The sequence below is a fragment of the Shewanella electrodiphila genome, from assembly GCF_023283985.1.
Lineage (GTDB): Bacteria > Pseudomonadota > Gammaproteobacteria > Enterobacterales > Shewanellaceae > Shewanella > Shewanella electrodiphila.
Map to the genome: position 1 here is coordinate 215455 of NZ_JAKIKU010000005.1, position 14163 is coordinate 229617.

Annotated in this window: 15 protein-coding genes; 11 read left to right on the forward strand and 4 right to left on the reverse strand. The window is 39.2% G+C overall.

Going from position 1 to position 14163, the window contains the following annotated elements:
* Positions 1-364 precede the first annotated feature (364 nt).
* The 8 genes from yoaA (at position 365) to rnd (ending at position 9547) form a co-directional block, all read left to right on the forward strand.
* Complete coding sequence (gene yoaA / locus L2737_RS11395) at positions 365-2290, forward strand: DNA repair helicase YoaA (protein ID WP_248955775.1); 1926 nt, start codon at positions 365-367, stop codon at positions 2288-2290.
* Between the two features lie 332 nt (positions 2291-2622).
* A complete protein-coding gene (gene tsaB, locus L2737_RS11405) occupies positions 2623-3330 on the forward strand; it encodes a tRNA (adenosine(37)-N6)-threonylcarbamoyltransferase complex dimerization subunit type 1 TsaB (protein ID WP_248955867.1) in 708 nt (235 codons plus the stop codon).
* A gap of 63 nt (positions 3331-3393) precedes the next feature.
* Positions 3394-3828, forward strand: coding sequence for a hypothetical protein (locus L2737_RS11410; RefSeq protein WP_248955776.1), 435 nt, complete (start codon positions 3394-3396; stop codon positions 3826-3828).
* Positions 3821-4507 carry a M50 family metallopeptidase gene (locus L2737_RS11415; RefSeq protein WP_248955777.1) on the forward strand — a complete coding sequence of 229 codons (687 nt, stop codon included), beginning with the start codon at positions 3821-3823 and terminating at the stop codon, positions 4505-4507. Before L2737_RS11410 ends, L2737_RS11415 begins: the two co-directional genes overlap by 8 nt.
* Before the next feature lie 71 nt (positions 4508-4578).
* Positions 4579-5448 carry a class I SAM-dependent methyltransferase gene (locus tag L2737_RS11420; protein ID WP_248955778.1) on the forward strand — a complete coding sequence of 290 codons (870 nt, stop codon included), beginning with the start codon at positions 4579-4581 and terminating at the stop codon, positions 5446-5448.
* Positions 5449-5514: 66 nt separating this feature from the next.
* Positions 5515-6447 carry an alpha/beta fold hydrolase gene (locus tag L2737_RS11425; RefSeq protein WP_248955779.1) on the forward strand — a complete coding sequence of 311 codons (933 nt, stop codon included), beginning with the start codon at positions 5515-5517 and terminating at the stop codon, positions 6445-6447.
* A gap of 234 nt (positions 6448-6681) precedes the next feature.
* Positions 6682-8355, forward strand: coding sequence for a long-chain-fatty-acid--CoA ligase FadD (gene fadD / locus L2737_RS11430; RefSeq protein ID WP_102526249.1), 1674 nt, complete (start codon positions 6682-6684; stop codon positions 8353-8355).
* A gap of 79 nt (positions 8356-8434) precedes the next feature.
* The gene (rnd, locus tag L2737_RS11435; protein WP_248955780.1) at positions 8435-9547 is read left to right on the forward strand and encodes a ribonuclease D; all 1113 of its coding nucleotides are present in this window, start codon (positions 8435-8437) and stop codon (positions 9545-9547) included.
* A gap of 169 nt (positions 9548-9716) precedes the next feature.
* On the opposite strand, the gene minE is transcribed toward rnd, so the two are convergent.
* From minE to minC, 3 genes are read right to left on the reverse strand one after another with little or no spacing between them, the layout of a single operon-like run.
* On the reverse strand, positions 9717-9977 hold the full coding sequence (gene minE / locus L2737_RS11440; protein ID WP_102526247.1) for a cell division topological specificity factor MinE: 261 nt from the start codon (positions 9975-9977) through the stop codon (positions 9717-9719).
* Positions 9978-9979: 2 nt separating this feature from the next.
* Entirely contained in the window at positions 9980-10789 is an 810-nt protein-coding gene (minD, locus tag L2737_RS11445) for a septum site-determining protein MinD (RefSeq protein ID WP_102526246.1), read from the reverse strand.
* Between the two features lie 28 nt (positions 10790-10817).
* A complete protein-coding gene (gene minC, locus L2737_RS11450; protein ID WP_102526245.1) occupies positions 10818-11483 on the reverse strand; it encodes a septum site-determining protein MinC in 666 nt (221 codons plus the stop codon).
* A gap of 120 nt (positions 11484-11603) precedes the next feature.
* Between minC and L2737_RS11455 the strand changes: the two genes are divergently transcribed.
* The 3 genes from L2737_RS11455 (at position 11604) to L2737_RS11465 (ending at position 13524) form a co-directional block, all read left to right on the forward strand.
* Positions 11604-11882, forward strand: a complete 279-nt coding sequence (locus L2737_RS11455; RefSeq protein ID WP_102526244.1) for a YcgL domain-containing protein — start codon at positions 11604-11606, stop codon at positions 11880-11882.
* Positions 11883-12066: 184 nt separating this feature from the next.
* Positions 12067-13041, forward strand: a complete 975-nt coding sequence (locus L2737_RS11460; RefSeq protein WP_248955781.1) for a lytic murein transglycosylase — start codon at positions 12067-12069, stop codon at positions 13039-13041.
* A 42-nt stretch (positions 13042-13083) separates the two neighbouring features.
* The gene (locus L2737_RS11465) at positions 13084-13524 is read left to right on the forward strand and encodes a YcgN family cysteine cluster protein (RefSeq protein ID WP_102526242.1); all 441 of its coding nucleotides are present in this window, start codon (positions 13084-13086) and stop codon (positions 13522-13524) included.
* 110 nt (positions 13525-13634) lie between these two features.
* Here the strand turns inward: L2737_RS11465 and dsbB are convergent, their stop codons facing one another.
* Entirely contained in the window at positions 13635-14150 is a 516-nt protein-coding gene (gene dsbB / locus L2737_RS11470) for a disulfide bond formation protein DsbB (RefSeq protein WP_248955782.1), read from the reverse strand.
* Between the last annotated feature and the right edge of the window lie 13 nt (positions 14151-14163).

Below are 14163 nucleotides of genomic sequence, written 5' to 3' on the forward strand. Positions count from 1 at the left end.
CTAACCCCTTTTAAATTTGTTTGCAATACAGAATAAAGACTTATTGTGATTTTTTTCAAAATAAAAAATATAACTTATATCAGTATGATTTTTAGACTTATTTTTGTTCTGTTTGTATATACAAGTAAGCGAAAAACTGCTGATATAACGACAGCTTTGATTGTGAAAATTTTACAATGGAAATGAAAGTAAGAAAGTTAATTTCGAACTTAGTCTTACTCGTCAATTCAACTTAATATTTAATGTTACCTAGTATTTGAATTGTTAAGCGTGCTAATTACATAGATAATATGAAAGATAAAAGCCGTTAGTCTGATAACCCGATAAAAAGTGGTACCAATGAGTTCATCTTTAAGAGTTAATTGTGAGCAGTAGATTACAAAAAGAAGTCGAATTAGCTTTTTCATCTGAAGGCGCTTTAGCGAAAAGTATTCATCAATACCGACCAAGACAGAGCCAGTTTGATATGGCAATGGCGGTGAGTGATGCCGTCGCTAATAAGCACAATCTCATTTTAGAAGCGGGTACAGGTGTTGGTAAAACTTATGCTTATCTGATCCCTGCATTATTGAGTGGCAAACAAGTTATCATCAGTACCGGCAGTAAAAACCTTCAAGAGCAATTATTTTTTAAAGATTTACCCTTATTGCTGAAAATGTTTTCTGTCGCGCCAAAAACTGCTTTATTAAAGGGTCGCAGTAACTATTTATGTCAGCTAAGGCTTGAGAAAAACCTGCAGAACATCAGCAAAATGTCTCCTCAAGTGGTAGATGAACTCATTAAGATCAACCAATGGGCCAGTATGACCAAAGATGGTGATATTGGAAACCTGACTGCCGTTGCTGAAAACTCTGCCACTATTGGCACGGTGACTAGCACTAAAGAAAGCTGTACTGGTAAAAAGTGCGCTTATTACGATGCTTGCTTTAGTCGTAAAGCAAAAATTAAAGCCCAGGATGCAAAAGTGGTGGTGGTCAATCATCATTTGTTTTTTGCTGATCGCTTATTAAAAGACACAGGCTTTGCTGAATTATTACCTGAAGCGGACGTGGTGGTGTTCGATGAAGCGCATTTAGTGCCAGATATTTGCATTAATTATTTTGGCCAACAAATTGCCACGCGAGATATAGACCGTCTATTAAATCAGGTGATTGATGTTTATCGCACCGAACTGCGGGACACCATTCAATTAGAGCAATTAAGTCAGCGAAGCTTAGTGAAATTATCCCATTGGCAAAACGAGTTACTGGAAGCTGAAGTGACCGATTGGCGCCAAGTCATATCGAACAAATCACTTGCGACTCAATCATGGGACTTATTAACCGAGCTGACGACAATTTTGAAGGTCACCACTGAGCATGTCGGGCGTAGCGAGACATTAGATTCAATCGTCACTCAACTTGCTACTTTGATAGGCAATTTGCAGAGCTATTTTGAATGCCATGATCAAAACGCCGCGTACAGTGTTGAACCTAGTGGCCGCTTCACCATGTTGAGAGTTGCGCCAATTAATATTGCCAAACAATGTCAGCAGTTATTTGATAAAAACACCCAATGGATTTTTACCTCAGCGACATTGCAAGTAAATCGTCAGCTTAAACATTTTGCAGACGAATTAGGTTTAGGAAAAGCAAAACAAATTATTCTAGATAGCCCATTTGATTACCCAAATCAGGCGTTATTTTGTGTGCCAAGACATCTGGCTAAATCAGGCCAATCTGCGGCTAATGTCAATCAACTCGTTGATGTTTGCACTCAAGCGATTAATGCAGCGCAAGGCCGTACCTTTATTTTATTTACCAGCCATCACATGCTACAACAAGTGGCAATAGCGCTGCAGCGTAAGGTCAATTATCCTTTATTAGTCCAAGGCCAAGCCAGTAAGCAAAGCTTATTGAATAAATTCCGTCAGCTCGGCAATGGGGTTTTACTGGGTACTAGCAGTTTTTGGGAAGGCATTGATGTTAGGGGGCGTTTATTAAGTTGCGTGATCATTGATAAACTGCCATTTGTATCACCTGACGATACCTTATACCGTGCAAGAGCCGCCAATGCAGAGCGCAGTAATAAAGATCCATTTCAGACTATTTCATTACCTCAAGCAGTGATCAGTTTGAAGCAAGGAGTAGGGCGTTTGATAAGGGATGAAAAAGATCGCGGCGTATTAATTTTGTGTGATAACCGTATAGTGAACCGTCCATATGGTGAGGCTTTTATTAACTCTTTGCCGCCAATGAGCCGTACTCGAGATTTAGATACTGCGTTAAGCTTTTTAAAACGTATCCCATAAGTTATTATATCGTCCATTATTTAAAGATATATTCTAGGGCCTGTTGTTCTTTGCTGGTTAAGTTTAGTTCGAAATAAAAGCGTTGTAATCGAGGCGGATGAGTTGATGCCTAGTCATCTAAGCATCTTTTATTGACAAAGATGCATCCAACAAAGAGTAAAACGCTTTTAATCGAACCCCTTGGGCAGCGTTTGTTGGCCATTTTTACTACGTTATCGACTTTTTATGTAGAATAACTACACTACAAAGTCTCTGCCTTGTATAAATGGCCAACAACTCGCTGCAAAAACAACCATGAAAGATCAACAAGCCCTAGGGTTAACAAGGCTTACATGACTCAAATTGATTCAGATTTAACAATACTTGCATTAGATACTTGTACAGAATCTTGTTCTGCGGCTTTAATTAAACAGCAGCAACGATTTAGCCGCTCAGCGAATGCACCAAGAGAGCATAGTCAGCGTTTATTGCCAATGGTTGATGAAGTATTAAAAGAAGCCGAGATCAAAATTGCAGATGTAAACATGATTGCATATGGCCGTGGACCTGGGAGCTTTACTGGGATCCGTATCTGCACAAGCATGACGCAAGGTTTAGCCCTAGGACATGATATTCCTGTTATTGGCATATCGACGTTAGCGACAATGGCACAAATGGCCATTGACTCAGCTGATGCAAAACAAGTTTTTGTCGCTATTGACGCTAGAATGAATGAAATCTACTGGGGTCAGTTTATTGCAGTCGACGGCATTGCAACTTTGGTTGACGAAGAGTATGTGACCAACCCAGATAAAGTCACGCTTACGTTAGATCCTAAGCAACAAATTATGCTTTGCGGCACAGGCTTTGATGCTTACCCAGATTTGTTAGCTGAAGTTGATTCAATCATCATGACAGATATTAAACTTCCTGATGCTGCAGCTATGCTTAAGTTAGCTAAGGTTGGTTTTGAGCAAGGTTTATCTACGACAGTTGATGATTTAGCACCAGTTTACCTTCGGGATACTGTGACTTGGAAAAAGCTTCCTGGCAGAGAATAACCTAGGTTATCATCACATTTTGAATCTGTGCACGTGAGTTAATTAACCAAAGGAGGACAATTTATGCAACCAGCTATGCAATCATCAATGCAATCATCAATGTATTCGGCCGTTCAGCCATTGTCTTCCTATAACCCTTTCTCAATCAGTAATGGTTCGGCGCCTCAGGCTATTAAGCCAAACGCTTCAGCTCAAGTAGATGCTGTTAGTGATATATCAGCCATTAAAGCGCAATCAAAAACCAACGCTGCAGTTAATAACGTTAATCAAAATGATGGCCAACTTGTTCCGGATAATGAGCAAGTGCTTTATTTTGATGAGTCAGCGATAAAATCTGTTGTTGATGCCAAAGTACAATATGATCAACAAACATCAAGTCATGCTCATCAGCATCATTCTCAAGGCAGTGAAGGTGCAATAAAAGAATACTTGCTCAATCAGCACGCTGCTCAACGGGATCAAATTCAACAAATGGTGGGCATTGATTTATATGCATGAACCTAAGCCGAAAAGCTTATCTGCTATTCCGTCCAAAGGGTTATTTTTTCTAGAACTTTTTGTGGCATTTCTTGTTACCAAATTGCCTTTTATTAGCATCCCATTTAAATGGTTTGAAAGTTACTTTCATGAAATTTCTCATGGAATAGCCGCTATTATTACCGGTGGTATGGTTAATCAAATCCAGTTATTTCCAAACGGTGCGGGCTTGTGTTTCACCCAAGGTGGCTTTGCGCCATTAATCACCTTCAGTGGCTATTTTGGCGCTGCGCTTTGGGGATATCTTATATTTTTATTAGCCACATGGCGCGCCGGAATCCGCTTTACTTTAGGTTTACTAGGCTTAACAGTCGTGGCATCTATTGTGTTTTGGGCGCGAGATATACTCACCATTGGTATTCTCATTTCTCTGGCAATGTTTTTATTACTGCCGCTGAAATTCGACCATAGTGCCTGGTTGAATAGTTTATTGCGTATGCTCGGTCTTATGATTGTGCTCAATGCCATGACAAGCCCTACGGTATTATTTGGGCTATCTACTCAAGGTGATGCAGCTAAGCTTTCTCAGCTTACTTGGTTGCCTTCTTGGCTCTGGGTCATCATGTGGTTGGTGTTTAGTTGTTTTATGTTATGGATGTGCTGGCGAAGAGTTGACGACAAAAAGCCAGAAACAGTTTAGAGTGATCAACTTAGCAACATTTGCCGTATCAGTTGCTGATTTTAAAAGACAATTTCTTCAGGGAGAAGACAATGAAACGTACGTTACTATTAACCACTGCGCTGGGATTAAGTACACTAGGTTTAGCCACAGTCAGTAGTAGTGTCATTGCACATGACCATGCAAGCAGCGAAAAAGTCCAAGCTGTCAAAATTAACCCACAACTTGCAGCAGCCGTTGCGAGTGAATTTCGTAGCGAAAAAAATGCTGCACGTGATGAACATCGTAATCCAGCTGAAACTCTCGCGTTTTTAGGTATTCAAGCAGATGATACCGTTATTGAACTATGGCCAGGCGGTGGTTGGTATACTGAAATTTTAGCGCCTTACTTAGCTGAAAAGGGCAAGTACATTGGTGGTATTTTTGAGACTAACCCGAAAGAAGATACTAAACGTACGCAGTACTATGCTAAATCGGGCAAAAAATTTGAAACTTGGATAAGTGACAATAAAGAAGCGGTAGGTAATGCTTCTACCGTGACTTTCCAGCCTCCTGCATCAGTTGATTTAGGTATCGATAATAGTGCTGATTATGTACTGACTTTCCGAAATCTTCATAATTGGGCTGGTCAAAAACAGCTAGAAAACGCGTTCACTGCATCTTATAAAGTACTTAAAGATGGCGGAATATTTGGCGTTGTTGAACATCGCGCAAACCCAGGAATGTCGTTTGACAGTGGTTACATGGATCAAGCTGAAATGATTGCATTAGCTGAAAAAGTGGGCTTCACTTTGGTTACTGCATCTGAAATCAATGCGAATCCAAAAGACACTAAGGACTATGCGAAAGGCGTATGGACATTACCTCCACGTTTAGCCCTAGAAGATCAAGATAAGCAAAAGTATCTTGATATCGGCGAAAGCGATCGTATGACACTTAAATTTGTCAAAAAAGCTAAGTAATCATTTAAGTTAAGTAATCGTTTAACTAAAATACGTATTTGTATTTAGCAAGATAAGAAGTCTGAAATGAATGAGTCAATTGCAAAATCGCAGCAGTATGAGGATGTCGATTTTCAATTGGCTCATATTCGTTTAGCCGCCAAACGTTATGGCGATAAAAATAAACCGATATTACTTGCGCTACATGGTTGGCTAGATAATGCTGACAGTTTTGTGCCATTGGTCAACGCATTTCAGCAGCTTAACCTATTCAATGACTTTCAATTGATTGCGATAGATTGGCCGGGTCATGGCTTTTCACAGCATCGTCCGGGGCATTATCCACTGCATTGGATAGATTACCTTTATGATTTAGATGAGTTGATGACAAAGCTAACTAGAGATCAACCAGTCACAATCATTGGTCATTCACTCGGCGGTATTGTTGCTGCAGCTTATAATGCTGCTTTTCCAAACAAAGTCACTCAACTAGTGTTAATTGAAGCTCTGGCGCCTTTATTTGAGTCTGTTAAACATTCAAAAGAGCGACTCACTCGCAGTTTTAAACAGCACCATCGATATAATCAAGCAGTGCTGCAACAATCTAAGCAACAACAATCTAAGCAAGCCCAAGAACCCAATAGGCAATTATCCATTGAACGTGCAGTCAATGCCCGTCATCAATTAACTGGTATGGACAAACAGTGGTGCGAGTTAATTATTAAGCGTAATCTTGAAATTAAAAATCAGTGTTATTGTTGGAAAAGTGATCCGCGTTTAAAGCTTGATTCACCTTATAGATTAACCTTTGAACAGGTTGACGCTTTAATGAGCGTCAGTGACACACCATGCCTATTAATATTAGCCGAACAGGGCTTTAAACAGTTAAAATTAGCTTTGCCTCAAGCAACATTGTGGTTTAACGATTTAACTGATGTGCAAATAGAAGGGGATCACCATTTGCATATGGGCAGCGCGGACCAAGTTGCTAACACGATTAGAACATTTATTCTAAATTAAGCCTTTAGCAGTGCAAAATCACTAGGCTTTTTTTTTCATTTATGTGATTATGGTCTAAATTTAAACGGTCGTATGATTTTTTGTATGGCTGAGAATAATAATTAACAATAACGTTTTTACTGTCGCTAGTATCAATAAAAATAATTTACGCTAGCTTAAGATGCAGTGTTTTTGACACCGTGATTATTGAAGCCATTGCTTCATAGCATGTGTCAGGATAAATAGGAGAAACTTGTGGACCAGCCTTGGATAAATAATCTACCAGAAAACGTACCGGCGGAAATTGATACTAACCAATTTACTTCTTTAGTCGATATGTTTGAATCTGCAGTATCAAAGTATGCTGACCAACCTGCATTTATTAATATGGGGGCGACATTAACTTACCGTAAGTTAGAAGAAAGAAGTCGTGCATTTGCAGCCTATTTACAAAATGAATTAAAGCTTGAAAAAGGTGACAGAGTCGCCTTAATGATGCCTAATTTATTGCAATATCCGATTGCATTATTTGGCGTATTACGTGCTGGTATGGTTGTGGTTAACGTTAACCCGCTTTATACCCCACGTGAACTAAAACACCAATTAGTCGACTCTGGTGCCAAAGCCATTGTTGTCGTATCTAATTTTGCACGTACGTTAGAAGAAGTGGTTGCTGAAACGCCTGTAGAGTCAGTGATCATTACCGGTCTTGGAGATCAACTAAGCGCACCCAAACGTACATTAGTTAATTTCATTGTTAAATACATCAAGAAGATGGTGCCAAAGTATGATTTGCCTCATGCACTTTCTTTTAGGCAGTCATTAACTAAAGGTCGCCGCCTGCAGTATATTAAACCTGAAATTAACGCTGAAGATTTGTCATTCTTGCAATACACAGGTGGTACAACTGGTGTATCTAAAGGGGCAATGCTTACCCATGGCAATGTGTTAAGTAACGTTTTACAAGCTAATGGCGCATATTCACCAGCGCTTAAAGACGGCACAGAATTTGTTGTTACTGCATTACCGCTTTATCATATTTTCGCATTAACGGTTAACTGCTTATTGTTCCTTCATAAAGGCAGTAAAAACTTATTAATCACTAACCCTCGTGATTTACCCGCTTTTGTGGGCGAACTTAAAAAGTATCCTTTTACTGCGTTAACTGGGGTAAACACCTTGTTTAATGCCTTAGTCAATGATGAAGATTTTAAGAGTCTAGATTTTAGTCGTCTAAAATTGTCAATTGGCGGTGGTATGGCGGTGCAAAAAGCGGTTGCTGATAAATGGCAGAACATTACTCAAACCCGCTTACTTGAAGGTTATGGCTTAACTGAAGCTTCACCATTGGTTACGTGTTGCCCATATAACCTTGATGGTTACAATGGATCTATTGGTTTCCCTGCACCTTCAACGGACATTCAAATCCGTGATGATGAAGGCAAGGTGTTAGCACAAGGTGAGACCGGTGAATTGTTTGCTAAAGGTCCTCAGGTGATGAAAGGCTATTGGCAGCGCCCTGAAGAAACAGCTAAAGTCATTGATAAGAATGGCTGGTTAGCGACAGGGGATATCGGTTACATGGATGAAAAGGGCTTTTTCTTCATTGTTGACCGTAAAAAAGACATGATCCTCGTTTCAGGGTTCAATGTATTCCCTAATGAAGTTGAAGATGTCGTTGCATTGCACCCAAAAGTGATTGAAGTTGCTGCTGTTGGCGTACCAAATGATGCCAGTGGTGAACTAGTTAAAATATTTGTTGTTGCTAAAGATAGCAGTTTAACTGATGCCGATATTATTAAGCATTGTCGTCATCATTTAACAGGATATAAGGTACCAAAGCTGGTAGAATTCAGAGATGAGTTACCAAAATCCAATGTAGGTAAGATTTTACGACGAGAACTTCGAGACGAAGTTAAATCAGCGTAAAGTAGAGCCGGCAATAGCCGGCTTTTTATTGCATCTCATTTATGCTTACATTGGCGCTAAGTTAATACTGGAGAGAATTTTGTTATCGTTTGAATACATTAGCGACCAAGCAAGCCTTGCGCAATTAGTCGCTCAATACCAGCAAAGTGAGTTACTGGTATTAGATACCGAGTTTGTCAGAACAAGAACCTATTACGCTAAGTTAGGTTTAATTCAAGCATATGACGGTAAAACGTTGGCTTTAATTGATCCAGTTGCTTTACCTGATTTAAGTTGTTTTTGGCAGTTATTATCCGATCCGAAAATCACCAAACTAGTCCATTCGTGCAGTGAAGATTTAGAAGTGTTTGCCCGTTATGGTCAATGCCAGCCATCGCCGTTATTTGACAGCCAAATTGCAGCCAGTTTATGCGGTTTAGGTCATGGTGTTGGTTACGCAAAATTAGTGCAGCTGTTTTTAGATATTGAAATTGACAAAGGCGAGTCGCGTACTGACTGGATGAAACGTCCGCTTACAGATGCGCAGCTTCAATATGCAGCCAATGATGTTTATTACTTATATAAACTTTACCCAGAACTGTTAGCTAAAGTCACTGAAGCTAAAAGAATGGATTGGTTACTTGAGGAAGGTGAGCGCATGACTGACGGGCGCTTAACGCCGCCTAATGAAGAGCTTGCTTATTTAAAAATTAAAAACGCATTTCAGTTATTCCCAAAGCAGTTGGCATACTTGAAAGTGTTAGCGACATGGCGATTACAAAAAGCGTTAAAGAAAGACTCAGCGCTTGGCTTTATCATTAAAGATCATGCGTTGATTGCGCTCGCTAAAAAACAGCCTAAAACGGTAACTGAGCTGAATCAGTTAAATGATTTAACGGATCATGAGAAACGTTTTCATGGCAAAGAGTTAATCAAAATACTGCAAACAGCAGACTTAGAAAACTTACCTGAAGCCGTTGACGTTATTGCACTTAAGAATGGTTACAAAGCATCATTTAAAGAAGTTAAGGTGATTTTAGCGGCCATTGCTGAAGAAAAAGAAGTAGCAATTGAGTTTATTGGATCAAAACGTTTGATACATGAATTCTTGCTATGGCTTCATCATAAGAAACAAACGCCAACGCCTTTGTTATTGTCGGGCTGGCGCGGCAAGCTTGTAAATGAAGCGCTTGATAATATCAAATTTGGATAAAATTTCCTGTAATTGACTGTGTCAATTGCTTTAAATCGAGTCAATAAAAAAGCCTAGATAATCCAATGTTATCTAGGCTTTTTTTATGCATATAAATCAGATACTGACTTACTCATACGACTAGCTCATTCGAGCGTTACATCATACGACCATCAATATATGCCTAAGGTTACTTACCGTCAGGTAGGGTAACATTGAGCTCTAATACTGAGAGTTTGTCATCATTTTGGTCAAGTTGCACTGACACTTGATCTTCAGATATTTGTACATACTTACGAATGACTTCAATGATTTCTTGCTTCATTTTAGGGAAGTAATCAGGCGCATCACGCTCGCCGCGTTGATGGGCGACAATTATCTGCAAACGCTCTTTTGCTGTAACAGCAGTATTCGGTTTTTTATTGCTTCTGAAATAATCGAGTATTGACATAATTAGCTACCAAAAATCCTTTTCAAGAATCCCTTTTTCTCTTCAGTAAGGAACCTAAACGGCACTTCCTCACCAAGTAAACGTTGTACTGTATCAGCGTAAGCTAAACCTGCGTCGCTTTCGTCATCGTTAATGACAGGAATGCCTGAGTTAGAGGCTTTGAGTACAGCTTGCGACTCAGGAATAACCCCCAATAATTTGATGGCTAAAATTTCAGACACATCCTCAACACTGAGCATCTCACCTGTTTTAACTCTAGCAGGAGAATAGCGAGTTAGTAATAAAAACTCTTGAATTGGTTCAAGATTTTGTTCAGCGCGGCGAGAACGGCTCTGTAACATACCTAAGATACGATCTGAATCTCGTACAGAACTCACTTCTGGGTTTGTGGTTACGATAGCGATATCTGCAAAATAAAGTGCCATCATTGCACCTTGTTCAATACCCGCTGGTGAGTCACAAACAATGTAATCGAAATCTTTGCTTAATTCGTCAAGTACACCGCCAACGCCTTCTTTGGTTAATGCATCTTTGTCACGGGTCTGGGAAGCAGGAAGAATAAACAGTTTGTCGCAACGTTTATCTTTGATGAGTGCTTGATTTAGATTCGCTTCACCATTAATGACATTGACAAAATCATAAACAACACGGCGTTCACAACCCATAATTAAATCAAGGTTACGTAAACCGATATCAAAATCGATTACGACGGTTTTTTTGCCTTTTAATGCTAAGCCGGTTGCAATCGCAGCGCTTGACGTTGTTTTACCAACGCCGCCTTTACCTGATGTGACAACAATTATTTGTGCCATTTGTTATTATATCCTTTTAAGTTGCCAACTATTGAGGCAATGATTCAACCATGAGTGTATCGCTAGTTAAGCGGATGCAACCTCGCTGATCGCTACAATGCTGCTGCAAATGTTCTGCTAGCCAATATTGCCCAGCAATTGAAACTAATTCTGCATCGAGTGAGTTTGCAATGATAATACTGTTTCTATCACCAGCAGCTCCAGCCATAGCTTTACCGCGTAAAGCGCCATATATATGAATGCTACCATCTGCAATGACTTCAGCACCATTACCGACAGCACCAAAAATGATTAAATCGGCATTTTTTGCATATATTTGCTGCCCAGAACGCACATTTTGTTTAATGATTTTGGTTTCTTTTGTCGGAGCTGGCATGTTTTTGGCTTGTTTGCCTGATTTTACGATGGCTAAGCCTAATGTTTTAGCCTGCTGACTAATGCTTTCATTAGCAGATGTTACACCAACTATGATCAGTTGGTTATCAGTAAGAAGTTGTTTTAATGCAGCGAGATCAACATCATGACTTTCAATTGCGCTTAAATTTAAGATTAAAGGCGCACCAATGAAAAACTGGGGTGCTTGAGATAACTTAGTATCTAAATCAGCAGCAATGGCGTTAAAATCATGTGTATTAATATGAAGTACTGAAAGAGTAAAAGATGTGGCTTTCAACTCAAGACTTTGTGTGGCCATCCAGGCGTTAATCTCCAAAAATGTCAGTATGAGAACTGAATTGCAATAATTTATTAATTGTCCATGTTATAGTGTGCGTAGTTGACTATCAAGCAAGAAACAGAGGAATTTAATCCCAAAATGATATGTGCCGTATATAAAAGTAGCCGAAAACTTGATACCTACTTATTTGTTGAGAAACGTGATGTTTTTGATGCTGTTCCAGAACCTTTAATGAAAATGTTTGGCACGCCTAAGTTGGTCATGTTGGTTCCATTGTCTAAAAGAGAAGAACTTGCGATGGCTGATATCGAAAAAGTCAGATCTGAATTAGCTGACAAAGGTTTTTATCTTCAGTTACCACCACCGGTGACAAATTTATTGGATGAGCACCGTAAAAGTTTAGGGCTCAGTGATTAAAGTCGCTTATATTATAAGTGATGATTTATTTTGGAATATTGGTTTGTTTTGAATTCCAGTTTGTATAAGATAATATCTTGATTTTATGTGGTTATGTATTGGGTATTTCGACGTTAACACAAATGTGTTAACGTTAAGTTAATAAGAACAAAAACAGCAATAATGAGTTAATTTAGGACAATTTATGATTGGGAAGATCATTTCATCTGTAATAGTAACTTTTTTTACTATTAATTTGGCATATGCTCAACAGAGCGTCAGTTTTGATGATTACTTAGCTACATTAAAAGATAAAGCCTTGCTTGCTGGTGTATCACAGACCACCATTAATGAACATTTTTCAAAAATTAAAGTGTTTAAGCGCGCTACTGCAAATGGTTCTAACAGAACAATAAACCTTGAAAGTTACATTCCTCAAAATGCACCAGAAATTACTGTCAGCACAGCCCGTGCAATGTTTAAAGAGCAACATGAATCGCTAATTGCTTTAGGTGACCGTTATGGCATTCAACCGCGTTTTTTAGTTGCCTTATGGGGGATGACCTCGGAATTTGGTGAGCAAAAAGGCAATTTCCCAATTCTATCTGTAACAGCATCTAATGCATATTCAGGCAACAAAGAGCAATTTTTTGTTGATGAGTTTATTGCAGCGTTAAAAATTCTGGATAGTACCCAAATACAATATGAACAACTTATCGGTTCATCAACAGGTGCCATGGGGCATATGCAATTGATGCCTTCGCAGTATTTACAATACGCTCAAGATGGTAATGGCGATGGATTAAAAGATATTTGGAATAACCAGTTTGATGCTTTTGCAACTGCAGCTGCGATGTTAAAAGATGCTGGCTGGAAAAATGATGAGACTTGGGGCCGACAGGTGAGCTCAATAAATCCAATAGACAGTTATATGGTTGGCACTGAATATAATGAGACATTCACTGAATGGCAAAAATTAGGTGTTAGACGTTATAACGGTAATGACTTACCTAAACGTGATGATATGCAAGTATCATTATTAATGCCTGATGGTGACAAAGGTCGTCAATATTTGGTTTATAATAATTTCCGCTTATTACAAGCATGGTCAGTTAAAGAACATTTTTTACTCACTGTGACTTACCTTTCAGAACGAATTAAAAATCCTCCAATCAATTAATGGTACAATGTCGGCAATGTAACGCTAATGCTGTATTGAACTATGTCATTTTGGATTGAAAAAAAACTGCACGAATTAACCACCGTACAATGGGAATCATTGTGCGATGGTTGCGGCAAGTGCTGCTTAAACAAATTAATTGATGATGAAACTGAAGAGTTGTATTACACCGATGCCGCTTGTCATTTATTAGATGATGAATCATGTAATTGTCGTCGTTATCCTGAACGTTTTAAATACGTACCAGCATGTACAGCCATTACGGTTGATAATGTCGCTGAATTGACTTGGTTACCTGATTCTTGTGCTTATAAACGCCTCAATGAAGGCCGAACGTTACCAAGTTGGCATCCGCTTATTACGGGCTCTAAAGACGCTATGCATGCGGCGGGGATATCAGTAAAAGGCAAAACCATTAATGAAAAACGTGTCCGTGATGTTTTTGACCATATTGTACTTTGGCCTTTAAAAGACATTGATTAGTTTGCATCGAAAATCGTTATAATACCCAACAAAAAGCACTCAATGATTAGTGCTTTTTTGTTGGGTATATAGAGTGCGAGCTCAGTTAGTACAATAACAAATACTATTCACTATCTTGTCTTAAGCGGTTTGATTGCAGGGATAAGCATCACTGCTAGTACAATGAGATAAATAACAAATGTTACCACCATCCACTGCGCCATACTGACTGACAAAAATGTCCACGGATCATCACTACACATACCCGTAGGTGAGAATACCGAAGGAAGCCATTCATCAAGAGGCATCCAAGCTGGAAATTCAGGAAAGAATGAGCAGGTAGAAAAAGGCGAAGGATCAACTTGTAACTCATTTAATTCAAGGGATAACTTAAGTCCCCATGCAGCGCTTACACCCCAGCCAATTAATCCAATAAAACGCGTTAACCATAACTTAGGTGCTAATGCGCCAAATACGCCAGCAATAATTAACCCAAGTACAGCGACTCGAACATAAATACACATCACACAAGGATCGAGTTCCATGATGTATTGAAAGAATAGGGCAGCAGCTTCAAGCCCAATGGCTGAAAGCAATAAAATAATCCATGCAGCGCGCGAACGCGTAAAATGTTGTAAACCAGTCAAATCAATCTCCTGT

Coding starts and splice junctions, on each gene's coding strand:
- minE (WP_102526247.1), bottom strand. CDS start 9,977: ATGTCAATACTCGATTATTTCAGAAGCAATAAAAAACCGAATACTGCT.
- minD (WP_102526246.1), bottom strand. CDS start 10,789: ATGGCACAAATAATTGTTGTCACATCAGGTAAAGGCGGCGTTGGTAAA.
- L2737_RS11425 (WP_248955779.1), top strand. CDS start 5,515: ATGAATGAGTCAATTGCAAAATCGCAGCAGTATGAGGATGTCGATTTT.
- minC (WP_102526245.1), bottom strand. CDS start 11,483: ATGGCCACACAAAGTCTTGAGTTGAAAGCCACATCTTTTACTCTTTCA.
- L2737_RS11420 (WP_248955778.1), top strand. CDS start 4,579: ATGAAACGTACGTTACTATTAACCACTGCGCTGGGATTAAGTACACTA.
- L2737_RS11460 (WP_248955781.1), top strand. CDS start 12,067: ATGATTGGGAAGATCATTTCATCTGTAATAGTAACTTTTTTTACTATT.
- L2737_RS11415 (WP_248955777.1), top strand. CDS start 3,821: ATGCATGAACCTAAGCCGAAAAGCTTATCTGCTATTCCGTCCAAAGGG.
- L2737_RS11465 (WP_102526242.1), top strand. CDS start 13,084: ATGTCATTTTGGATTGAAAAAAAACTGCACGAATTAACCACCGTACAA.
- L2737_RS11410 (WP_248955776.1), top strand. CDS start 3,394: ATGCAACCAGCTATGCAATCATCAATGCAATCATCAATGTATTCGGCC.
- tsaB (WP_248955867.1), top strand. CDS start 2,623: ATGACTCAAATTGATTCAGATTTAACAATACTTGCATTAGATACTTGT.
- L2737_RS11455 (WP_102526244.1), top strand. CDS start 11,604: ATGATATGTGCCGTATATAAAAGTAGCCGAAAACTTGATACCTACTTA.